The organism is Streptomyces sp. NBC_00258 (genome assembly GCF_036182465.1).
Taxonomy (GTDB): Bacteria; Actinomycetota; Actinomycetes; order Streptomycetales; family Streptomycetaceae; genus Streptomyces.
The window spans coordinates 1,344,960-1,367,804 of sequence record NZ_CP108081.1 but is presented as its reverse complement, the minus strand read 5'-3'; the positions used below and the strand labels follow the sequence as shown (position 1 = coordinate 1,367,804).

Annotated in this window: 19 protein-coding genes and 3 pseudogenes; 18 read left to right on the top strand and 4 right to left on the bottom strand. The window is 70.4% G+C overall.

The genetic code is table 11. The annotated features are described in order from the left end of the window. Positions 1-9: 9 nt before the first annotated feature. From pflA to OG718_RS06475, 4 genes and pseudogenes are all read left to right on the top strand, one after another. Positions 10-738 carry a pyruvate formate-lyase-activating protein gene (gene pflA / locus OG718_RS06490; RefSeq protein ID WP_443055326.1) on the top strand — a complete coding sequence of 243 codons (729 nt, stop codon included), beginning with the start codon at positions 10-12 and terminating at the stop codon, positions 736-738. 761 nt (positions 739-1,499) lie between these two features. Further along, complete coding sequence (locus OG718_RS06485; protein WP_328843561.1) at positions 1,500-2,405, top strand: universal stress protein; 906 nt, start codon at positions 1,500-1,502, stop codon at positions 2,403-2,405. Between the two features lie 22 nt (positions 2,406-2,427). Continuing rightward, positions 2,428-3,450 carry an alcohol dehydrogenase AdhP gene (gene adhP, locus OG718_RS06480; protein ID WP_328843560.1) on the top strand — a complete coding sequence of 341 codons (1,023 nt, stop codon included), beginning with the start codon at positions 2,428-2,430 and terminating at the stop codon, positions 3,448-3,450. Positions 3,451-3,455: 5 nt separating this feature from the next. Beyond that, positions 3,456-4,318 (top strand): annotated as a pseudogene (locus OG718_RS06475) (universal stress protein). Positions 4,319-4,332: 14 nt separating this feature from the next. Here OG718_RS06475 and OG718_RS06470 read toward each other — a convergent pair. Then, positions 4,333-4,527: pseudogene (locus tag OG718_RS06470) on the bottom strand (polyphosphate kinase 2); the annotation flags it as partial. Positions 4,528-4,542: 15 nt separating this feature from the next. On the opposite strand from OG718_RS06470, the gene OG718_RS06465 reads away from it, so the two are divergent. Then, positions 4,543-4,668 carry a hypothetical protein gene (locus tag OG718_RS06465; protein ID WP_260695839.1) on the top strand — a complete coding sequence of 42 codons (126 nt, stop codon included), beginning with the start codon at positions 4,543-4,545 and terminating at the stop codon, positions 4,666-4,668. A gap of 12 nt (positions 4,669-4,680) precedes the next feature. Here OG718_RS06465 and OG718_RS06460 read toward each other — a convergent pair whose 3' ends face one another. Beyond that, positions 4,681-5,532 (bottom strand): universal stress protein, encoded by an 852-nt coding sequence (locus tag OG718_RS06460; RefSeq protein ID WP_260695833.1) that lies wholly within the window; start codon positions 5,530-5,532, stop codon positions 4,681-4,683. A gap of 208 nt (positions 5,533-5,740) precedes the next feature. Here OG718_RS06460 and OG718_RS06455 point away from each other — a divergent pair, with 208 nt between their 5' ends. The 8 genes and pseudogenes from OG718_RS06455 to OG718_RS06420 all read left to right on the top strand — a co-directional run bounded on the left by OG718_RS06455 (position 5,741) and on the right by OG718_RS06420 (position 14,547). After that, complete coding sequence (locus OG718_RS06455) at positions 5,741-8,434, top strand: bifunctional acetate--CoA ligase family protein/GNAT family N-acetyltransferase (protein ID WP_328843559.1); 2,694 nt, start codon at positions 5,741-5,743, stop codon at positions 8,432-8,434. A 12-nt stretch (positions 8,435-8,446) separates the two neighbouring features. Next, entirely contained in the window at positions 8,447-9,169 is a 723-nt protein-coding gene (locus tag OG718_RS06450) for a CBS domain-containing protein (protein WP_328843558.1), read from the top strand. 16 nt (positions 9,170-9,185) lie between these two features. Beyond that, positions 9,186-9,704: a flavodoxin domain-containing protein gene (locus tag OG718_RS06445; protein ID WP_143643910.1), complete on the top strand. Its 519-nt coding sequence runs from the start codon at positions 9,186-9,188 to the stop codon at positions 9,702-9,704. A gap of 142 nt (positions 9,705-9,846) precedes the next feature. Further along, positions 9,847-10,068, top strand: coding sequence for a hypothetical protein (locus tag OG718_RS06440; RefSeq protein ID WP_186001525.1), 222 nt, complete (start codon positions 9,847-9,849; stop codon positions 10,066-10,068). Between the two features lie 58 nt (positions 10,069-10,126). Continuing rightward, positions 10,127-11,002, top strand: coding sequence for a universal stress protein (locus tag OG718_RS06435; RefSeq protein WP_328847696.1), 876 nt, complete (start codon positions 10,127-10,129; stop codon positions 11,000-11,002). Positions 11,003-11,144: 142 nt separating this feature from the next. Next, positions 11,145-11,396, top strand: a pseudogene (locus OG718_RS06430) (hypothetical protein); the annotation flags it as partial. Continuing rightward, positions 11,393-12,169 (top strand): HAD family hydrolase, encoded by a 777-nt coding sequence (locus OG718_RS06425; protein ID WP_328843557.1) that lies wholly within the window; start codon positions 11,393-11,395, stop codon positions 12,167-12,169. The pseudogene OG718_RS06430 and the gene OG718_RS06425, both read left to right, overlap by 4 nt. After that, entirely contained in the window at positions 12,166-14,547 is a 2,382-nt protein-coding gene (locus OG718_RS06420; protein WP_328843556.1) for a glycoside hydrolase family 65 protein, read from the top strand. Before OG718_RS06425 ends, OG718_RS06420 begins: the two co-directional genes overlap by 4 nt. Positions 14,548-15,018: 471 nt before the next feature. Here OG718_RS06420 and OG718_RS06415 read toward each other — a convergent pair whose 3' ends face one another. Beyond that, positions 15,019-16,335 carry a cytochrome P450 gene (locus OG718_RS06415; protein ID WP_443054923.1) on the bottom strand — a complete coding sequence of 439 codons (1,317 nt, stop codon included), beginning with the start codon at positions 16,333-16,335 and terminating at the stop codon, positions 15,019-15,021. Positions 16,336-16,388: 53 nt separating this feature from the next. Continuing rightward, positions 16,389-17,744 (bottom strand): glutamine synthetase family protein, encoded by a 1,356-nt coding sequence (locus OG718_RS06410; protein WP_328843555.1) that lies wholly within the window; start codon positions 17,742-17,744, stop codon positions 16,389-16,391. A 357-nt stretch (positions 17,745-18,101) separates the two neighbouring features. Between OG718_RS06410 and OG718_RS06405 the strand changes: the two genes are divergently transcribed. The 5 genes from OG718_RS06405 (at position 18,102) to OG718_RS06385 (ending at position 22,835) form a co-directional block, all read left to right on the top strand. Next, positions 18,102-18,290 (top strand): ferredoxin, encoded by a 189-nt coding sequence (locus tag OG718_RS06405; protein ID WP_143643916.1) that lies wholly within the window; start codon positions 18,102-18,104, stop codon positions 18,288-18,290. Positions 18,291-18,308: 18 nt separating this feature from the next. Beyond that, complete coding sequence (locus tag OG718_RS06400; RefSeq protein ID WP_328843554.1) at positions 18,309-19,517, top strand: NAD(P)/FAD-dependent oxidoreductase; 1,209 nt, start codon at positions 18,309-18,311, stop codon at positions 19,515-19,517. A gap of 11 nt (positions 19,518-19,528) precedes the next feature. Next, positions 19,529-20,341, top strand: a complete 813-nt coding sequence (locus OG718_RS06395; RefSeq protein WP_328843553.1) for an acetoacetate decarboxylase family protein — start codon at positions 19,529-19,531, stop codon at positions 20,339-20,341. 96 nt (positions 20,342-20,437) lie between these two features. Then, a complete protein-coding gene (locus tag OG718_RS06390; RefSeq protein WP_328843552.1) occupies positions 20,438-21,898 on the top strand; it encodes an aldehyde dehydrogenase in 1,461 nt (486 codons plus the stop codon). Continuing rightward, complete coding sequence (locus tag OG718_RS06385) at positions 21,891-22,835, top strand: 3,4-dihydroxyphenylacetate 2,3-dioxygenase (protein ID WP_143643920.1); 945 nt, start codon at positions 21,891-21,893, stop codon at positions 22,833-22,835. The genes OG718_RS06390 and OG718_RS06385 overlap by 8 nt, the downstream gene beginning before the upstream one ends. Positions 22,836-22,845 lie beyond the last annotated feature (10 nt).

The window sequence follows — 22,845 nt, the reverse complement described above, 5'->3', positions numbered from 1 at the left end:
GTGACGACGATGCCCACCGGCCGGATCCACTCCTGGGACCTGTCCACCGGCGTGGACGGCCCCGGAACCCGGTTCGTCCTCTTCGTCAACGGCTGCCCGCTGCGCTGCCTGTACTGCGCCAACCCCGACACCTGGCACATGCGGGACGGCAGGGAGGCCACCGTCGACGAGGTGATGGCGGAGATCGACAAGTACCGGGGATTCATCACCACGGCCGGGGGAGGGGTGACCCTTACCGGCGGTGAGCCGCTGCTCCAGCCCGCCTTCACCGGCGCGGTCCTGCGCCGCTGCAAGGAGGCGGGACTGCACACCGCCGTGGACACCTCCGGCTTCCTCGGCGCCCGGGTCACCGACGAACTCCTCGCTGACACGGACCTGGTGCTGCTTGACATCAAGGCCTTCGAGATCGCCACGTACCGGAAGCTGACCGGAGGTGAACTCGCCCCCACTCTCAGCTTCGCCACCCGCCTGGACCGCCTGGGCATTCCGGTGTGGATCCGCTACGTCCTGGTGCCCGGCTGGACCGACGACCCAGAAGCGGTCGACGGACTGGCTCGCTTCGTCGCCGGCCTCGGGAACGTCGACCGCGTGGACGTCCTGCCGTTCCACAAGCTGGGCGCCTCGAAGTACGAAGCCCTGGACATCCCCTTCCCGCTGCACGACAACCCCGTCCCCGCACCGGCACTGACCGAACGGGTCCGCGAGCAGTTCAGGGAGCACGGACTCGTGACCTACTGAGCACCGTCCCGAGTACGGCACCAGGACCGGTACACGGCCACGGCGGTCGGCGGCGCCGGGAAGACCAGACCGGTGCCCACGGACTCGTCGGAGCGTGGGAGTCCAAGGAGTACGGCGACTCCGGGCGTCGGACTGCACCACCCTGCGGCATGCCTGCCCGCGCACAGGGTCATGGATCTCCTCCCGCCATCCGCTCAAGGAGCCACGAGTGACCGCGAGTCCGCGACGGGCAGACCTGCCCGGATACACCGCAACTTTGCTCGTGGTCCGCGGCACCGCTCCCAACCGGCCCTGTGGAAGGGGCCGTTCAGTCCAACGGCAGTGGACCTTCGGCATCCGGCGGCGCCCCTCCCGCGCCACAAGAGTGAAGTGAGCGGTGTCAGGGCACAGGCCCGGCATCGTTGCTTCCCGAAGGGATCACCATACGACTGGCTGTTCATGGCCGGTCCGCTCGGCGTCGGACTCGCCCTCGTCGGAGGCTTCGCGCTGCGGCTCGCGGCCGTCGTGGGCACCGCGATGATGGCGCTCGGCGACACCGGGGCGCCGGGAAGCTCTGGGCCAAGCTGCCGTTCGTCCGCACCGACGGCTGGCTGCGCTGACCACGGCAGCGGTGCGGGGTCCTGATCGGGACCCCGCACCCACGCGTCGAGCCCGCCCGCGCATAGGGCCGGTCGGCCCCCTTCGGGGACCTGCGGCCCCTGCACCACGATCGCCCCGACCACGAGTCTGGAATCAGATCCCCTGTTCAGGAGGTACGCATCATGTCCCGCATCGTCACCGTAGGCTTCGACGGTTCCCCCGAGAGCCGGGCCGCCGCCGAATGGGCGGCCCGGGAGGCGAACCTCCGCGGCCTGCCGCTGAAGATCGTCAACGTCTGGGAGCCGGTGCCGGAGCCCATGGCTCAGGCCCCACTGCTCGGCGCAGAGACACAGCAGCACTGGACCGAGCGGATTCCCCGCGAGGCGGCCGACGGCATCCGGCTGCGCCACCCCGGGGTGGACGTCACCGTGGAGCAGCCTCCCGGCCGGCCCGGAGAGGTGCTGTCCCAGGTGGCGAAGGAATCTGAATTGCTGGTCCTCGGCACCCGAGGTCTGAGCGGGCTCGGCGGGTTCATGGTCGGCTCGGTCGGTCTGGCCGTCGTCGCCCACGCCGAGCGTCCCGTAGTCCTCGTACGGGCCGGGGAACAGGCTGCCGACGAGCGCATGCAGGATCCGGCGGGGACGCCCTCCGCCTCGGCCCCGTACCGGCCCGTCGTCCTGGGGCTCGACATCGAGAGTCCCGACGACTCCGTGATCGAGTTCGCCTTCGAGGCCGCGCTACTCCGTGCCACCTCCCTGCGCGTCGTCCACGGCTGGAATGTGCCGCCCTACTTCGCCTACGGGATGTCGGTGGACCCCGAGTTCAATGCCCACCTGGCCAAGCAGGACGCCGCCTCCCTGGCCGAGGTGCTGCGGCCCTGGCGGCAGAAGTTCCCGTCTGTCGAGGTCGTCGAGGTGTCCCGGTCCGGCAAGCCCGCAAGTCACCTGGTGGACGCCTCCCACGAGGCCTCCCTGGTCGTCGTCGGACGTCGGATCCGCCGTTCCCCGATCGGCGCCCGCATCGGGCCGATCGCCCATGCGGTGCTCCACCACGCCACCGCCCCCGTCGCCGTCGTCCCGCACGACTGACCACTCCGAGGAGAGACAGACCATGAAGGCGGCAGTCGTACGAGCGTTCGGTGAGCCTCTCGTCATCGAGGAGCGCCCCGATCCCGAACCCGGTCCCGGGCAGGTCCGCATCCGGGTCGAGGCCTCCGGGCTGTGCCACACCGACATCCACGCGGCCCACGGCGACTGGCCGGTCAGGCCGAGTCCGCCGTTCGTCCCCGGCCACGAGGGCGTCGGCCTCGTCGAGGCCCTCGGTGACGGCGTCACCCACCTCTCCGTGGGGCAGAGAGTCGCCGTTCCGTGGCTGGGCAAGGCGTGCGGGCGGTGCGAGCACTGCCTGTCCGGCTGGGAGACGCTGTGCGAGCAGCAGATCAACACCGGTTACGGATGTGACGGCGGATACGCGGAGAAGATGCTCGCCTGGACCGACTTCGCCCAGCCGGTGCCCGAGGGAATCTCTCCGCGGGACGCCGCGCCGCTGACCTGCGCGGGCGTCACCACGTACAAGGCGCTGAAGGTCGCCCAGGTGCGTCCCACCCAACTGGTGGCGATCTCCGGCGTCGGTGGCCTCGGACACCTCGCCGTGCAGTACGCCAAGATCGCCGGTGCGACGGTGGCGGCCATCGACGTCACGGACGCCAAGCTGGAACTCGCCCGCGAACTCGGCGCGGACATCCTGATCGATGCTCGCAAGGAGGACCCGGCCGAGGTGCTTCAGCGGCACGGCGGCGCGCACACCGCGCTGGTCTGCGCCGTCAACGAGGCCGCGTTCGCCGCCGCGTACGGCGGGCTGCGGCGCGGCGGCAAGCTCGTCATGGTCGCGCTGCCGGCGCATGGCACGATCCAGCTGCCGATCTTCGACACCGTCCTCAAGGGCGTCAGCGTCATCGGCTCCATCGTGGGCACCCGGCAGGACCTCGACGAGGTGTTCCGGCTGCACGCGGCCGGCCGCACCCGGGTGATCTCTGTTTCCCGCCCGCTGGCCTCGGTCAACGAGTCCTTCGAAGACGTCCTGCACGGCCAGGTCGACGCACGGATCGTCTTCGAGTTCCGCGAAGGAGAGTGACCGCGATGGAACTTCCCCTGGTCGTGGGCGTCGACGGCTCCGAACCCAGTCTGCGCGCCGTGGACTGGGCGGCGGACGAGGCCGCCCTGCGCGGCGTACCGCTGCGCCTGGTGTACGCCTCACTGTGGGAGCGCTACGAGGGCGCCGCACTCGCCGAGGGGCTTGACCGGCCCTCGGAGCAGGTGCTGGCCGACAACATCGTCGAGGCCGCCGCGAGGTGGACCTGAAGATCTCCACCGAGGTGTTGCCCGAGGAGCCGGTGCCCGCACTGTTGCGGGAGGGGCGAAACGCCTCCGCGCTGGTCCTGGGCGCCCGCGGCCGCAGCGGCATCGCCGAGCTGCTGCTCGGCTCGGTCAGCCTCGCCGTCGCCGCCCGCGCGGACTGCCCTGTGATCGTGCTGCGCGGCAGCCACGACAGTCAGGCCGATGCCGGGATGCGGCGGCCCATCATGCTGGGCGTCGGCGGGGAACCGCACACCACGGAGGCCGTGCGGTTCGCCTTCCAGGAGGCGGAGGAGCGGCGGGTCGCCGTTCAGGCTGTCCGTGCCTGGCGCTGCCCAGCGCACGAGAGGGCCGACCATCCCCTGTTGACCGGAGATCCCGCCCACCACCACGAGCAGCGGGCCACCGAGACTCTGGAAGCGGCACTGCGCGACGCCGTGGCGGATCACCTCTCCGTCGAACTGCGACGGCGCGTCGTCGAAGGCACAGCCCGCGAGGCGCTCCTCGACGCCTCGGCCGACGCCGGCCTGCTCGTCGTCGGCGCACGCAGGAGGCAGGGACACTTCGGCCTCCAACTCGGGCGGGTCGCCCACGCGGTCCTGCACCACGCAGCGTGCCCCGTCGCCGTGGTACCGCAGCTGGCGTGAACACCGGGGCCGGCTCAGAGGCTCGCCGCGTGATCGGGGACGTATGTCCGCAGATCGCGGGGTGGGCGCTGGTAGCCGGTCGAGGGCGGCCGGGCCGGCAGCTCCAGCACCGGCGGCGGCACCTCGTGGTACGGCAGGGACCCGAGCAGATGGGCGATCATGTTCATGCGGGCCCGGCGCTGGTCGTCGTTCTCCAAGACGAACCACGGGCCTGCGAGGTGTCCGTGCGCACCGCCCACTCCTGGAGCTTCACCCGCTCCGTCTGCAGACTCGGCAGCTCCTGCTCGTACGCCGCGCGCGGCACCCTCGCCGTCTTCCTGCCGGCCATGCCGACCATGGGCATTCGATGACGGCAGTCTCCTTCAGGACGGAACAACCGCCACTGGGCACTCGGTGTGATCCACCACCGCATGCAGGGTGGGGCCGAGCGCCATGCCGGTCCGTCCCACGACCAGCAGCTCGGCGCAGGCCGATGCCTGGACCAGGGCGGAAGACGGACTCTTCAGGCGCACGTCCTCGTGGACGCGGACGTGTGGATGCTTCTCCCGCCACGGTCGCAGTACGTCCGACAGCTTCTGGACCTCCTGGTCCTCCCAGGCGCCTCGGTCCTCCTCGGGAAGGGCGAACGGCATCCACTGGTCGGCGAGGGACGGCAGCCGCCAGGCATGGACGACGCGCAGCAGCGCCCCGCGCCGCTCCGCGGCGTCGAACGCGAAGGCCAGGGCGGCGGCCACCGGACGGCGCGCGTCGATGCCGATTGCCACTGTTCGGGGTAGCCGCCCGCCGACGGCGGGACGGTCGGGGACGAGTACCACGGGCCGGTTCCCGAGCGCTGCGACGCCGTGTGCCACGGAGCCGACGGCCAGGCCCGCGAAGCCTCCCGCACCGCGCATACCGAGAACCATGAGGTCGGCCCACATCCCCACGGACAGCAGCGCCGGTACGGCCTCTCCGGTGAGGCCGACGCCTTCGATCCGGAGCGCCGGGTGATCTTCCGCAAGCACCTTCACCAACGCGTCCGGGGCGGGTTCACGGCAGTACGGCCATATCGCGAGCGCCTCCTCGGCGGACAGCGACGAGACATGCGCGACCCGCAGCGGCAGGCCACGCAACCGCGCCTCGCCCACCGCCCAGTCGACCGCGACGCGACTGCACGCAGAGCCGTCGACGCCGACAACGATCGTTCGCTCCATGGCGGTTCGCCCTTCTGGCATACGGAAGTCCTTGCGTCCACGGTCCGTCAGGACACTGCCCGGCCACAGGGGCCATACGGATCCGAACGGAGCTCAATGGCCCCTCCGCCTTCCCCGTCCGGACAGGACTCAGGGCCGACCGGCCCAGAAGCCGACCCCGGACAGCCCCTGGGGTGAGCACCCGGTCCGCCGGATGCTCGAACTGTCGAGAGGCTTGAGGAGAACCAAGATGACGGACGACAAGCACGGCCCCTACACGGTTCACGCCCTGCTCGCGGACGGGACCACGGTGTGCATACGCCCCGTGGAGCCCGGCGACCACGAACCCCTCCAGGGGCTGTACGAGGAGATGTCCCCGGAGAACCTCCGGCTGCGGTTCTTCGCTGCCAGCCGCCGGTCCGCCGAGATGGCGGCCGACCGAGCCTGCGCACCGCCGCGCCCCGGATACCGTGCGCTCCTCGCCGAGGCGCAGCACCAGGTGATCGGACTGGCCGAGTACGAGACCGGCGAGGACCCGGGCCGGCCGGAGATCTCGATCGCGGTGGCCGACGGACTCCACCACCGGGGCGTCGGCACGCTTCTCCTCGAACACCTGGTCTCAGCCGCCCGCGCCGAAGGCATCACCGCTTTCACGGCCGACGCACTCGCCGAGAATCACGAAGTGCTCCAGCTTTTCGCCGACCTCGGGCTGCGCACGGCCCGCCACTTCGAGGGCCCGGAAGTGCGCTGCACCATCGAACTCGAAGAGGACGAGACATATCTGTCGGCGGTGGAGGCACGCGGCCGGGCCGCCGACGTGGCCAGCCTGGAGCCCCTGCTGAGGCCGGACTCGATCGCCGTGATCGGTGCCGGACGCAGGCCCGGGTCGGTGGGCCGTGCCCTTCTCCACCATCTGCGCACAGGTGGCTTCACACGGCGTCTGTTCGCGGTGAACCCGAGCGTCACCTCGCTGCTCGGCGTGCCGTCGTATCCGTCGGTCGGCGCGCTGCCCAAGGTCCCGGACCTCGCGGTTCTCGCGGTGCCCGCGGCGGCGGTACCCGCCACCGCCGAGGAGTGCGGCAAGACCGGCGTACGGGCGCTGCTCGTCGTGTCGGCGGGGCTCGACAGCGATGAGGCGCAGGCGCTGCTCGCCGCGTGCCGGACCTACGGCATGCGGCTCGTCGGGCCCAACTGCCTGGGAGTTTCCAACACGGATCCGGCGCTGTCCCTCGATGCGACCTTCGCCGCCGATCATCCGAGTCCCGGCACGGCGGGTGTCGCCGTCCAGTCCGGCGGCGTCGGTATCGCCCTGCTCGACGGTCTTTCCCGGCTCGGCGTCGGTGTCTCGACCTTCGCCTCGCTCGGTGACAAGTACGACGTCAGTGGCAACGACATGCTCCAGTGGTGGGAGAGCGATGGCCGCACCGAACTCGCCCTGCTGCACCTGGAGTCCTTCGGCAACCCGCGGGCGTTCTCCCGTACGTCCCGGCGAGTGACCCGGCGAATGCCGGTGCTCACCGTCGACGCGGGCCGCACCGACGCGGGCCGACGTGCCGCCGCTTCGCACACCGCGGCCGCCGCGACCCGGACCATGACGCGTCAGGCGCTGTTCACCCAGGCAGGCATCACCGCCACCGGATCGGTCGGTGAACTCCTCGAAACCGCTGCCCTGTTGCACTCCCAGTCGCTCCCGACCGGAAGCCGGGTGGCGATTGTCACCAACGCGGGTGGCGCGGGCGTCCTGGCTGCCGATGCCTGTGCGGAGGCCGGATTGTCCCTGCCCCGGCTCACCCCCGAGGTGATCGACGACCTCCTCGCCGTACTGCCCGAAGGCGCGGCCGTCGGCAACCCCGTCGACGCCACGGCGGCAGTGACGGAGGAGCAGCTCAAGGACTGCGTGGAGCGGATGATGCGGTACCCGGGCATCGACGCCGTCCTGCTGGCCCTCGTTCCCACGGCCGTCGCCGCCGCGACGGGTGACAACCTCGTCCGGGCCCTCACGAACGGTCCCGGACGGCGCCCCCGCACGGTGGCCGTCGTACGGCTGGAGCAGGACCTGCCCGTCAAGCTGCTGCCCGCCACAGAAGGCGGCGCCATCCCCTCGTACGCCGAACCAGGGGCGGCCGCCAGGGCGTTGGCCCACGCGGCCCGGCGCTCGGCATGGCTGAGCCGGCCGACGGGCACGGTCCCCGACCTCGTAGGCGTCGACACAGCCCGCGCGCACGCGGTCGCCGAGACTTTCCTCGCCGCCCACCCGGACGGCGGCTGGCTCGACCCGCGCACCTGCGCCGAACTCCTCGCCTGCTACGACATTCCGCAACTGGCCTGGGCCTGGGCGGAGACCGAGGACGACGCGGTCGTCGCCGCCGAGCGGCTGCGCGGCCCCGACGGACGCGTGGTCATGAAGGCCCACTGGCCCGGCCTGCTGCACAAGAGCGAACAGCACGCCCTCCATCTCGACCTCCAGGGAGACTCCCAGGTGCGGGCCGCCTTCCGGGACTTGGAGACGCGATTCGCGGGGCTCATGACCGGCGTGGTCGTCCAGCCGCTCGCCTCACGTGGCACCGAGCTGTTCGCCGGCGTGGTGCAGGACGAGGTCTTCGGCCCGCTGGTGCTGTTCGGGCTGGGCGGTACCGCGACCGAAGTGCTGGCCGACCACGCCGCTCGTCTCGCCCCACTGACGGATCACGACGTGCACGACCTGATCACCGCGCCGCGCTGTGCACCGCTGCTGTTCGGTGCGCATGGCAACGGCCCTGTCGACCTCGAAGGCCTCGAACAAGTGCTGCTGCGCCTGTCCCGCATGGCGAGCGACCTGCCGCAGCTCGCCGAGGCCGACTTCAACCCCGTCCTTGCCACGCCCGGCCACGTCACCGTGCTCGACGCGCGGGTACGCCTGCTGCCGCGCAGGGCCCAGGACCCCTATCTGCGCCGACTGCGCTGAGGAGGAACAGACATGAAGCACAGCAGGATCGGCACCGTCATGACGGCCGACGTCGTCCGTGCCGTGCACGGCACCCCGTTCAAGGAGGTGGCTCGGCTGCTCGCCGACCACCGCATCAGCGGACTGCCCGTGGTCGACGAGGACGAGAAGGTCATCGGGGTGATCTCCGAGACCGACCTGATGGCCCGGCAGTCGCAGGACCCCGGTCCAAGGCGCCGCTTCCGGTTCGCGACTCTGAGCCGAGGTGCCCGGAGGCAGGCGGCGAAGGCCCATGCCCGAACGGCCGGCCGATTGATGTCCCAGCCGCCCGTCACCGTGCACGCCGAGGACACCATTGCCGAGGCCGCCCGGTCCATGGCGCGGCACCGTGTGGAGCGGCTGCCCGTCGTGGACGAGGAAGACCGGCTCGTCGGCATCGTCACCCGGCGCGACCTGCTCCAGGTCTTCCTGCGCCCGGACGCCGACATCCGCCACGAGGTGATCGAGGAGGTCCTGGTCCGCACGCTGTGGCTGGCGCCCCGGAGCGTCACGATCACCGTGACGGAGGGCGTCGTCACGCTCGCGGGTCACATGGAGCGCAAGAGCGAGACGGAGATCGCCGTCTCCATGACAAAACACATCGACGGAGTGGTGGCGGTGGTCGACATGCTCACCTACCGGCTCGACGACGCGCGCATCAGGCCGGACGAGCTGGCACTGCACGGAGTTACCGACGACTTGCTGCGACGACTGTGAGAGGAGGCGGACCGCCATGCTCAGCAAGGTGCTGGTCGCCTACGGAACGACGAACGGATCAACCGCCCGGATCGCCGAGGCGGTCGCCGACGTCCTGCGGAAGGAAGGGCTGACGGTCGAGGCACTGCCCGCCCGGTCCGTCGAGAGCGTGGAGGCCTACGACGCGGTGGTGGTCGGCGGCGGGCTCTACGCGGGACGGTGGCACCGAGATGCGCGACGGTTCGTCCGTCGCCACCGCCGTGCGCTGACCGGGCGCCCGCTGTGGTTCTTCAGCAGCGGACCGCTCGACGCCACGGCCTCGGAACGGGACATCCCACCTGTGCCCGGCGTCCGCCGGGCCATGGCGCGACTCGACGCCAAGGAGCACGTCACCTTCGGGGGCTGCCTCGAAGACGGCGCGAAGGGGCGTATCGCCCGGATGATCGTCTCCTCCGGAAAGGGCGGAGACTTCCGCGACTTCGAGCAGATCGAGTCCTGGGCCGCAGGCATCGGCGCACAGCTGCTCACGCCTTCGCCAGGAAGGGAACCTCAGTAGACGCGGCCCCGGCCCGCCTCCGGACACTAGGGCCGTCCGGCACGGGATCGCGCACCATTCGACTCAAGTGCCCTGCTTCAAAGGGGAGTTGGATGAGAGTGAAGGAACTTCCCGATGCGTTTCCCGACAGGAGGTGAGAGCAGTGCGTACGACCCTCACGCCGGAGTTCTATCAGCTGTTCGCCGTGCTGCTGGTCGCGGCCATGGCCGTGACGTTCGTCGTGGCCGCGGTGGCCGACGGGGCTTTCGTGTGGCTGTTGCGTCGGCTGTCCGCTCGTCGGCAGCCGCGCCGCGCAACAGTGCCGAACGTCCCCGACAGGGGCCGAACCGCCCCTACTGCCGACCGCACGCCGGTGCGACGGTGAACGTGGTCCCCCCGACCGGGGCGGGACGTCCGAGGCCGTACCGAAGGCGGTGGCGATGATGGAACTGCCCCTGGTTGTGGGTGTCGACGGATCGGAGTCCAGTCTCCGCGCGATGGACTGGGCGGTGGACGAGGCGGCCCGCCACGGGCTGCCGCTCCGCCTGGTGCACGCTTCCCTCTGGGAGCGCTATGAAGGCATGGAGTTCGGGAGCGACCTCGGCCGGCCCTCCGGGCGGGTGCTCGCCGAGAACATCGTCGGATCCGCGGCGGAACGCGCCTGGCGGCGCAACCCCGCCGTGAAGGTCTCCATCGAACTGGTGCTCGAAGGGGCGGTCTCCGCGTTGTTGCTGGAGGGCCGCAACGCCGCGGCGCTCGTGACGGGCTCGCGTGGCCGCGGCGAGCTGACGGGACTGCTCCTGGGTTCGGTCGGCCTGGGTGTGGCGGCCCGGGCCCACTGCCCGGTGATCGTGGTGCGCGGCGACAAGGTCGCCGTGGAGGGCACGCACGAGCGGATCCTGCTCGGAGCCGGGGACCCCGACGTGAGCGGTGAGGCGGTGCGTTTCGCGTTCCGTGAGGCCGCCGCCCGCGCCAGCACGCTCGATGTCGTACGTGCCTGGCGCTGCCCCGCGCACGAGACCGCCGATCATCCGGCGTCGGCGAACGAACCGGAGCGGTACCACGAGGAGCGGGCTTCGGCCCTGTTGGACGCGGTACTCCACGACGCTGTCGCGGACCACCCGCACGTGCGGATACGCCGCACGACGGTCGAGGGACCGGCCCACAAGGTCCTGCTGTACCGCTCCGCCGCCGCCGACCTGGTGGTTGTCGGAGCCCGGCGCAGGCACGGCCACTTCGGCCTCCAGCTCGGCCGGGTGGGCCACACCTTGCTGCACCACGCCGACTGCCCGGTGGCGATCGTGCCGCAACCGGTGTGACCGTGGGAAACGCCCCGTACGCACCTCATCCCTCCTCGCTCAGGAGTTGTCCATGACCGTCCGAGTGGGTATCAACGGATTCGGCCGCATCGGCCGCACCCACCTGCGCGGGGCACCGGAGCGTGCCGAGTCCGGCAGGTCGGCGTCCGCCGAGGCGGCTGACGGGCGGCCGCGCGGCATCCTGCGGGTGACCACCACGCCGATCGTCTCCCCTGACGTGATCGGCGATCCCGCCCCCTGCGTCTTCGACGCGGCCCTGACGCAGGCGCACGGCCACCTGGTGAAGGTCTTCGGCCGGTACGACAACGAGTGGGGCTGCAGCAACCGGCTGCTCGACCTCACCGGCACCGTGCCGACGGGCCGGTTCCAGGAACACGCGGCGGAGCAGCTGTGAACCGGCCGCCCGCCCGGCCCGGGAACTCCCTCGACGGAATCGCACCCGTGCTGCGGGGCGTTCGCGCCGTCGTCCTCGACACCGACGGAGTGATCACCGACTCGGCCAGGGTGCACGCCGCCGCCTGGAAGACCTCCTTCGACGCGTTCCTGCGCGACCATCCGCCCGAGGACCCTCACCAGCGGCGTCCGTTCGACACACGCGACGACTATCTGAAGTACGTCGACGGCAAGTCCCGCCTCGACGGTGCCGCCGCCTTCCTCGCCTCACGCGGCCTCGACCTGCCGGCCGAGACGGTCCGCGACGTCGCCGCCGACAAGGAGCGGCTGTTCACCGAGCGGCTGCGTGAGAAGGGCATAGACGCCTACCCGGGCACGGTGCGGCTGCTGCGCGCCCTGCGGCGCGAGGCGATGCCCCTTGCCGCCGCCTCCGCGTCCCACCACGCCCGTGAACTCCTCACCGGAGCCGGCGTCCTCGACCTCTTCGATGCGCTGGTCGACGGCGGCGAGGCGGCCCGGCTCGGCCTCCCGGGCAAACCGCGGCCCGACCTCTTCCTGGAAGCGGCCCGCCGACTCGGTGTCCCCGCCGACCGCACCGCCGTCGTCGAGGATGCCCTGGCAGGCGTGGAGGCGGGCCGTCTGGGCGGGTTCGCCCTGGTCATCGGTGTGGATCGCACGGCTGGTCCAGACACCCGGGACGGACTCCTGCGGCACGGCGCCCACCTGGTCGTACGCGACCTGGGTGAACTGATCGAGGCAGGAGCACCGACGTGACGGGCTGGACCTGGGACTACGAGGGCTACGAGCCCGCGGACGAGCGGCTCAGGGAGTCCCTGTGCACGCTGGGCAACGGCTACTTCGCCACCCGAGGAGCGATCCCCGAGTGCGCGGCGGACGACGTGCACTACCCCGGGACCTACGCGGCAGGTTGCTACAACCGGCTCACCTCCGACGTGGCCGGACGCCGGGTCGAGAACGAGGACATGGTCAACCTGCCCAACTGGCTGCCGCTCCACTTCCGCCTGCACGGCGATGACGGCCCGGGACCGTGGCTCACCCCGGACACCGCGACCGTCCTCGAACACCACCAGACCCTCCATCTGTCCACCGGCCTGCTGGAGCGCCGGACGCGGTACGCCGACGACGAGGGCCGCACACTGGCCGTACGCCAACTGCGCATCGTGCACATGGCCGACCCCCACCTGGCCGCCCTGCGCACCGAGTTCACGGCGGAGAACTTCTCCGGTGAACTCGACGTCGAGGCGGTCCTCGACGGCGCCGTCACCAACGCGGGCGTGGCGCGCTACCGGGACCTGGACGGCCGCCATCTGACCCACGTGCACACCGACACCGCCACCCCGGACACTGTGTGGCTGCGTTGCCGCACCCGTACGTCGGACATCCGCGTCGGCATGGCGGCCCGCCTCACCGCGCACGAACCCGTATCCACCCACCACGGGGCGCTGCGCGCCGTCCAGCACACGCGCCTGCCCCTCGCTCCCGATCGCACCGTCACCGTCGACAAGACCGTCACCCTGCACACTTCGCGGGACTCGGCGATCAGTGACCCGCTGCGCGCGGCGATCGACCGGGTGAGCGCGGCACCCGGCTTCGACGACCTGCTGGAGTCGCACATCACGGCATGGGACCAGCTGTGGCGCCGGGCCGAACTGGACGTGCCGGGCGAGGCGGGCAGCATCCTGCGGCTGCACCTCTTCCACGTCCTGCAGACCCTCTCCCCGCACACCGCCGATCTCGACGTGGGCGTACCGGCCCGAGGTCTGCACGGTGAGGCGTACCGGGGTCACGTCTTCTGGGACGAACTGTTCGTCCTCCCCTATCTCAACCTGCACTTCCCCGAGGTGTCCCGCGCCATGCTCGGCTACCGCCACCGTCGGCTCGAACAGGCCCGTTCCGCGGCCCGTTCCGTCGGCCGGACAGGTGCGCTCTACCCGTGGCAGAGCGGCAGTGACGGCCGCGAGGAGACACAGGAGCTGCATCTCAACCCACGCTCCGGGCGCTGGCTGCCCGACCACTCACGCCTTCAGCACCACGTCGGCTCGGCCGTCGCCTACAACGTGTGGCAGTACTGCGAGGCGAGCGGGGACGCAGAGTTCCTGCACACCAAGGGTGCCGAGATGCTTCTGCAGATCGCCCGCTTCTGGGCGGACTCGGCCACCTACGACGAGAGCCTCGGACGGCACCGCATCCGCGGCGTGGTAGGCCCGGACGAATACCACGACGCCTACCCCGGTGCCGAGAAGCCCGGCCTCGACGACAACGCCTACACGAACGTCACGGCCGCCTGGGTGCTGACCCGCACGCTCGAAGTACTCCAGGCACTTCCCGAACCGCGCCGGCGGGAACTCGTCGAACGGACGGCTCTGGACGGCGGCGAACTCGAACTCTGGGAGGACGTGTCCCGCACGCTCCACGTTCCCTTCCACGACGACGTCATCAGCCAGTTCGAGGGCTACGGCGACCTGGAGGAACTCGACTGGGACGCCTACCGCGACCGGTACGGCGACATCCGCCGGCTGGACCGGATCCTGGAGGCGGAAGGTGACACCGTCAACCGCTACCAGGCGTCCAAGCAGGCCGACGTCCTCATGCTCGGCTACCTCTTCTCACCTGCCGAGCTCCAGGGTCTGTTCAGCAGACTCGGCCACCGCCTCGACGAAGCCACCTGGCGGCGCACCGTCGACTACTACATGCGCCGTACCAGCCACGGCTCCACCCTCAGCGGGCTGGTCCACGGCTGGGTGCTGGCCCGGGCCCGGCGCGCCGAGGCATGGACGTTCTGCCAGGAGGCGCTCAAGGGCGACATCGCCGACCTTCAGGGCGGGACCACCGGAGAGGGAATCCACCTCGGCGCCATGGCCGGCACTCTCGATCTCGTACAGCGCGGACTGACCGGACTGGAAACACGTCAGGGTGCCCTGTGGCTGGATCCGGTGCCGCTGCCGGAGCTGTCCTCCTACGGGTTCGCCCTCCGCTACCAGGGGCACTGGGGAGTGCGGCTGCGAATGGAGCAAGGGAGCCTGGAGATCGAGGTGCCCTCGTCCGACCTGTCGCCCATCGACGTCCGGCTGCGCGATCGTGTGGTTTCCGTGCAGCCGGGGGAGACGGGTCAACTCGTACTGCCCGACTGACGGGTCGATTCAACGGTCGCCGACACATGAGTGCGGCACTGTGGTCGCCGTAGGCGGCATGCGCCTCAAGTACCTGGTGCGGGCGACACGGCAGGTGCATCGTCATCTCAGGCTCCCTGGACGGAGTCCGGCGGATCCAAGTCTGAGCAATCCGAACAGGTGGGTTCGGTTGTCGTTCCTTGGTCGAGGTAGACCCGTGGTGTCCGTAGGTGTGATGTCCGGCCGCTCCAAACGGGGAGGCGTTTGGGGTGTGACGCGGTGAAGTGGAGCTTGAGCGCTTCTTGATCGCCTGTTCCTGGCGTGTTCGCGGGCGATCTCACGCTATGACGTCGCGGCCGCAGCGTGCCCGTGTGGCCTTGGGCGGGGACCTGGCACGTCCGTGCACGACGGTCACCGGGCATCTGCCCCTGATGAAGACAGCGCTGCAGTGCCCGGGGCCATGGGGCACGGCAGCGTTTCCTGGGTGGGTCGTCAGGCGAGGGTCACCTCGACCGGCAGCTTCTTGATGCCGTTGACGAAGTTGGAGCGCACCCGGGGGACGTCGCCGGCCAGCTTGATGTCGGCGATCCTCGGGATCAGCTCCTCGAACATGATGCGGATCTCGGTGCGGGCGAGGAGGTTGCCCAGGCAGAGGTGGGGGCTGCCCTTGCCGAAGGTGACGTGGTCGTTGTCGGTGCGGGCGACGTCCAAGTCGTAGGGGTTGTCGAAGACGTCCTCGTCGCGGTTGCCGGAGGCGAACCACATGACGACCTTGTCGCCCTCCTTGACCTGCTTGCCGCCGAGTTCGACGTCGCGGGTGGCGGTGCGGCGGAAGTGGTAGACGGGGGAGGCCCAGCGCAGGAACTCCTCGACCGCGGTGGGAATCAGAGAGGGGTCGTCCTTGAGCCTGGCCAGCTGCTCGGGGTGCTGGAGCAGCGCCAGCATCGAGTGGGAGATGGTGTGGCGCGTGGTCTCGTTGCCGGCCACCACCAGGAGCAGGAAGTAGTTGTCGAAGTCCTGCGCGGACAGCGGGACTCCGTCGCGCGGGGTGGTGTTGACCAGCTTCGACACCAGGTCCGTGCCGTCGCCGCCACGCCGCTGCCGGGCCAGCTCCCGGCCGTACTCGAAGACTTCGAGGGAGGCGGGGGAGCGGAAGGGCAGGTCACGGTACTGCTCGCTCTCCGCGCTGTTCAGCAGGACGTCCGCGTAGTCGGGGTCGGTGTTGCCGATGATGCGGTTGCCCCAGTCGATGAGCCGCTGGTTGTCCTCCGGCGGTACGTCGAGCAGGCGTGCCAGCACGTTGATGGGGAAGTCGGCGGAGACGTCGGCCACGAAGTCGAAGGTGCCCTTGGCGAGGGCCGCGTCCAGGGTCTTCGCGGTCAAGCCGCGCAGGAAGTCGCCGTAGCTGTTGATGACGCCCGCACCGAACTGCCGCTGGATCACGCTGCGCATCGCGCGGTGGCGGACGCCGTCCAGCTCCAGGATGGAGGCGCGTTTCTTGATCTGGTCCTCGTCGACCTCTTCGAGGTTGACGAATTTCGTGGAGGTGAAAGTCTCCGCGTCGCGGTCGACTCGCGCGATGTCCGCGTGCCGGGTCACCCCCCAGAAACCGGAGTTGGGGGCCTCCTCCGGCTGCCAGTGGACCGGGTCCTGGTGGCGCAGGGTGTGGAACATCCGCCATGGGGTGACGCCGTCGGCGAAGTTGTCGAGGTCGGCGAGGTCCACCTGGTCGAGCGGCATGGGCTCGTCGAGGGCGGCGCGCAGCTCGGCGCGGGTGGTGGGGACGGCGCGGGCAGTGGGGCTGGTCATGGTGGTGGATCTCCTGGGCGAGGGCGACGAGGGCCGGCGGCCTTTCGGTGGGCTTACAGGTGGTAGGCGTACTCGGTGAACTCCCAGTCCGTGACGTGCCGTTGGAAGCGTTCGACCTCGTTCCGTTTGTAGGTGAGGAAGGAGGTGGTGAAGTCCTTGCCGAGGACGTCGGTCAGGGCGGTGTCCGCCTCCAGCGCGTCGAGCGCGGCCGGCAGGCTCGCGGGCAGCAGGGCGGACTTGGCGGTGTCGTAGCCGTAGCCCTCCAGCGGGGCGGGCGGCTCCTCGCCTTCCTGGATGCCGAGCAGGGCGGCGGCGATCGTGCCCGCGATCAGCAGGTAGGGGTTGGCGCTGGCGTCGCCGAGACGGAGTTCGAGGCGGGCGCCGCTGCCGCGCTCGGGCGGAATGCGGACCATGGCACTGCGGTTGTCGAGCCCCCAGTCGATCAGCCAGGGCGCGAGGGTGTCCGGTCCGAAGCGCTTGTACGAGTTCACGGTCGGGTTGGCCAGTGCGGCGAGCGCGGGTGCGTGGGCGAGGATGCCCGCGATGGCGTGGCGGGCGGTGGCCGAGAGGCCGTACGCGCCGGAGGGGTCGTCGAAGGTGTTGTGCCCCTCGGTGTCGCCGCACGACAGGTGGAGGTGGAACCCGGAGCCGCCCGCGTCACCGAAGGGCTTGGCCATGAAGGTGGCCATGTTGCCTTCCTTGCGGGCCAGTTCCTTGACGGCCGCCTTGAAGCGGAAGGCGCGGTCGGCGGCGTCCAGTGCCTCCGAGTGGGTGAGGTTGATCTCGTACTGGCCGCCGTCGAACTCGTGGTTGCCCGTGATGACGCCGAGGCCCAGGTCGCGCAGCTGCCGCAGGGTGCGCAGCAGGTGGTTGTCGGGGTCGGCGCGCAGGCCGGCGGTGTAGACGGCGCCGATGGCCTCCGGTGAGCGGCGCCAGCCGGTGGGCGTGCCGGGGGAGGGCTCCAGGAGGAAGTACTCCAGCTCGGGGCCGACGACAGGACGGAGTCCCTGCTCGGAACATCGGGCCAGAACGCTGCGCAGCAGGTCGCGTGGTGACTCGGGGGCGGGACCCCCGGTCGCCGGGTCGGTGACCTCGCCGAGACAGGTGGCGACGCCGGGCTCCCACGGCAGGGGGGCCGCCGTGGACAGGTCGGGGCGTACGCACACGTCCGGCAGACCGGCGTCCAGACCGCCCGAGACCGGGACCACGTCCCCTTGGGGGGAGGTGTGGTAGACGGCGCGGCAGAAGGCCAGGCCGTGCTCGGACGCCGACGGCAGGTGGTCCAGCAGGACGTCCCGGGCACGGTCGGTGCCCATGAGGTCGGGGTAGATCACCCGGACCACGTCGACGCCCTCGGCGGCGAGCCGCTCCATGTGCCGGCGGATGTCTGGGGTGTCGGATGCGCTCACCGGTGTCTCCTCGGGCGGCTGGGTGGGGACATCCCCCGGGCTTCGGGGCTCTGGGGGTGGGGGTGTGCAGAAAACGGAAGCCGGGGTGCGGGTTCAGGACAGCCAACCCCGGTGTACTCGTTTGGTCCCGAACGGTATGGAGCGGAGCCGCCGTCCCGCAAGAGGTTGGTCGAGAAAATTTATCCACCTGGACAGGTATTGACCAGAGGGGAGCGGCTTCCTATGTTGTTTGAAGCCAAACGAGTCAGGGGTGCGGCTCTGTCGCACCCCTTTGGCCGAGGGGCCCGGCCACACCCGGGCGGGCCCCTCTTCAGCCCCTCTCCCTGCTCCGACGCCCTCACCCTCAGGAGGACCGCCATGAAGGTCGTCGTCGACCTGAACAAGTGCCAGGACCACGGCCAGTGCGTCTTCGCGGCACCCGACGTCTTCTCCATGGATGGCGACGGACACCTGGTGTACGTCTCCGGCCCCGAAGAGGCGCTGCGCGACGAGGTCGAGGAGGCCGCGGACGTGTGTCCGCTGCAGGCCATCCGGATCGAGGCCTGAGTCCCCATGGCCGCAACCATGACCGGACGCGTAGTCGTCGTGGGCGCTTCGATGGGTGGCCTGCGCGCCGCCGAGCAGCTCCGCGCGGCGGGCTGGACCGGGGCGATCACGGTCGTCGGCGACGAGCCCCACATGCCCTACAACCGGCCTCCGCTGTCGAAAGAAGTGCTGGCAGGGAAGGCGCCGTTCGAGTCCCTGGCCTTTACACCGAAGGCGGTCGCCGCCGACGTGGAGTGGCGGCTCGGCACGAAGGCCGTCGCGGCCCGCCTGGACGAACGGACCGTCGAATGCGACGACGGCGAGACCGTTCGGTACGACGGACTGGTCGTCGCCACCGGAATGCGCCCCCGGCGGCTGCGCTGCCCGGGCCCGCTCCATGGCCGTCATACCGTCCGTACCCTCGCCGACGCCCAGGGTCTGCGGGACGAACTGACCCGGCCGGGCGCCCGAGTGGTCGTCGTCGGCGCGGGATTCATCGGCTGCGAGGTCGCCGCCACCGCCGTAGGACTCGGTGTCCGCGAGGTGACCGTCGTCGATCCGCTGCCGCTGCCCATGGTGGGCCCGCTCGGCGAACTGCTCGGACGGGCGCTGCTCAAGCGACACGAAGAGCGTGGGGTGCGCTTCGCGCTCGGCGCGGGGGTCGCCGGGTTCGAGGGCGAGGACCGGGTGACCGGGGTCGTCCTCGGCGACGGGACGGTCCTGTCTGCCGATGTGGTCGTGGAGTCGGTCGGCTCGATCGCCAACGTCGAGTGGCTGCAGGGCAACGGGCTCGACCTGTCCGACGGTGTGCTCACGGACGAGCGGCTGCGGATCGGCGGACGCCCGGACGCCGTCGCGGTCGGCGACGTCGCCCGTTTTCCCAACGCCCGTTACGACGGCGTACCCCGCCGCGTCGAGCACTGGTCCATCCCGACGGACACCGCCAAGCACGCCGCGATGGTGCTTGTGGCCCATCTCGCCGGCGCAGATGGCGAGGTGGCTCCTTTCGCGCCACTGCCCACCTTCTGGAGCGACCAGCACGAGTTCCGGCTGCAGTCCTTCGGGGCGCCGGTCCTCGGCAAGGACGACGTCCGTGTCCTGGACGGCGACCCGGAGGACGACGTCCTGGTCGGTTACCACACCGGTGGTCGGTTGGTCGGTGTCGTCGCGCTCGGCGGCCAGGCCACCGCGATGGGCGCCGCCCGTTATCGCGCCCAATTGCTCAAGTCGCCCGCCCTCACCGTGTAAGGAAGCCCCTCATGACACCTGTCCGTGGTTACCTCCACCCCAAGACAGCGAGCGGCGCCTCGTCGCTGATTCCCTCCCCGCCGTGGCGCTACTCGGGTGACCTGCTCACCGTCGAATACCGCACCGACCCCGCCCGTGTACGCGAACTGCTGCCCGAGCCGCTGGAGTTGGCCGACGAGGACCCTGGCGCGGTCGCGTTGATCTGGGCCGACTGGCAGTCCTGCTCCACGTCCGGAGGCGAACTGCTGGACCCGGTGCTCTCCCAGTACAAGGAGGCCTTCGCGGTCGTCCGCTGCAAGTACAGGGGGCAGACCTACACCCGGTGCGTGTACATCTGGGTCGACAAGGACTTCGCCATCGCCCGTGGCCTGCACCAGGGCTATCCGAAGAAGCTCGGATCGATTCACCAGACGCGGCCGCATCCGTACGGTCCCGCTCCGCGGATCGAGGCGGGGGCGCGCTTCGGGGCAACCCTCGCCGCGGCGGACCGGCGGTTGGCCCAGGCCGTGGTGACCCTGCGAGAGCCGTCCGGGACGAACGGCTTCGTCAACAGCCACCCCATGGCCCACCACCGGTGGCTGCCGTCGATCGAGAAGGGCAAGGGTCTGGCACTCGACGAGCTGATCGAGTCCGGCGCGTCCTCCTTCGAGGGCGGGCAGGCGTGGGTCGGTGAAGCCGAGTTGGACATCTTCGAGGCGCCCACCGAGGAACTGGCCCGACTGGAGATCCGTGAGCCGATCGCTGCCTACTACCGCCAGGTCGGCGTCGTCTGGGACGGCGGCCGACTGCTGGAGTCCGGCACGTCGGGAGCGTCTGCCGGGTGAGGTTCGTGGTCGGCTGCGGGTCGTTCGTGGCTGGTCGCGCAGTTCCCCGCGCCCCTGGGTTGGCCATCTTCCCCTCGTTCAATTGGAGCCCTTCTTATGCCTGACAACATCGTCGTCGGCGGCGTTTCCGTCGACACCCGGCACTGGATCGGTGGCGAGCGTGTCGCCTCCGATGACACCTTCGCCGATGTCTCGCCCATCGACGGGAGCGTCCTCGGAGAGATGGCCCGGGGCGGTCCCGCCGAAGCCGTCGCAGCCGTGGCCGCCGCGAAGGCCGCCTTCCCCGCCTGGGCCGCAACGTCACGGGCCGAACGCGCTCGCATCCTGCACGCCATCGCCGACGGCGTGGAGAAGCGGATCGAAGAACTCTCGATCGTCGAGACCACCGACAACGGCGCGCTGCTGCGCTCGCACCGTCGGGGCGTGATACCCCGTGTCGCCCACAACTTCCGCTTCTTCGCCGACTGGCTGCTCAAGCTGGAGCACGAGGACTTCGAGACACGCGGTCACAGGAATCACGTGAGCTGGGACCCGGCGGGCCCGTCCGTGCTGATCACCCCGTGGAACGCGCCCCTGATGCTTGCCACCTGGAAGGTCGCCCCCGCCCTGGCGGCCGGCAACACGGTCGTCCTCAAGCCCGCCGAGTGGTCCCCGCTGACCGCCTCCCTGCTCGCCGACATCGCGGCCGAGGCAGGGCTGCCCGCCGGGGTCCTCAACGTCGTCCAGGGCTACGGCTCGGAGATCGGCGACGCCCTCACCTCGCACCCGGACGTACGGCGGATCAGTTTCACCGGATCGGTGCCGACGGCCAAGCGCATCGCCGAGTCCGCCGCCGGCAACCTCACCCCGCTCAGCCTCGAACTCGGCGGCAAGTCACCGCTGTTGGTCTTCGCCGACGCCGACCTCGACCTCGCCGTGGACCTCGCTGTCGAGCAGTACGACAACGCCGGGCAGGTCTGTCTCGCCGCCACCCGCTTCCTCGTCGAGGAGTCGGTCGCCGAGGAGTTCACGCGCCGGTTCGTCGAGAAGGCCGCGACGCTCACGCAGGGCGACCCGCGCGACGAGACCACCGACATCGGACCCAATATCCACCCCCGCCAGCTGGAGAAGATCGACGCCTTCGTACAGCGGGCGCTCGCGGCCGGAGCCCGTGCCGTCATCGGCGGACACCGCAAGGACACCCAGTACTACGCACCGACCCTGCTCACCGATGTCGCCCAGGACTCGGAGATCGTGCAGGAGGAGGTCTTCGGCCCGGTCCTGACCCTGCAGACCTTCAGCACCGAGGAGGAAGCCGTCCGCCTAGCCAACGACACCCGCTTCGGCCTGGCCGCCACCCTCGCCACCGGCGACGCGGAGCGCGCCGAACGCGTCACCGAGCAGCTCGTCGCGGGCACCGTCTGGGTCAACTGCTTCTTCGTACGCGACCTCCAGGCACCCTTCGGCGGCTCCCGACACTCCGGCGTCGGCCGCGAGGGCGGCACCTGGAGCTTCGACTTCTACTGCGACGTCAAGAACACGGTCACCGCACCGAACGGATGGAAGAACCATGGGTGAGATCGTCGGGGCGGGCCTCCTCGCCCATGTCCCCACCATCGTGCTCCCGGAGGAGGACCGGCTGGAACTCAACGAGGGCAAGGAGATCACCCTCGTCACCGGGCTCCGGCAACTCCGCAAGGACGTCTTCGAACGCGATGCCGCCAACGAATACGACACCGTGGTCGTCCTCGACTCGCACTGGGCGACGACGGTCGAGTTCGTCGTGACCGCACAGCAGCGCCGCGCCGGCCTGTTCACCTCCGAGGAGCTGCCGCGCGGCATGTGCCGGATGCCGTACGACTTTCCCGGCGACCCCGAACTCGCCCGCAACGTAGAGAAGTTCGCCGACAAGCACGGCACCTGGATCACCGCGATCGAGGACGACTACCTGCCGATCTACTACGCCACCACCAACCTCTGGAAGTTCCTGGGGGAGGGGTTGCCCGACAAGCGCTGGGTGACCATCGGGGTCTGCCAGACCGGCGACATGGAGGACCACCTGCGCCTCGGCCGAGCCCTCGCGGACGGCATCGCCGCGACCCCCGGACGCCGCGTGCTGGTCATCGCCTCCGGCGCCCTCTCCCACACCTTCTGGCCGCTGCGCGAACTGCGCGACCACGAGGCCGGCGACCCGGCGCACATCTTCACGCCTCAGGCGCGCGAGGCGGATTACGAACGCATCGCCTGGTTCAAGGACGGCCGCCACGACAAGGTCCTCGATACCATGCCGGAGTTCTGGAAGTACAAGCCCGAGGCGAAGTTCTTCCACTACCTGATGATGGCCGGCGCCCTGGGTGAGCAGGCGTGCATCGCCAAGGCCCGTCAGTACGGGGAGTACGAGAACTCGATCGGCACCGGTCAGGTGCATCTGTGGTTCGACCGTCCGGCCGACGGCTGGACCGGCACCGGCCTGCCCGCAGCCCCGTCCCCACGCACCCCTCACAGCCGCGTCTAGCCGTATCCAG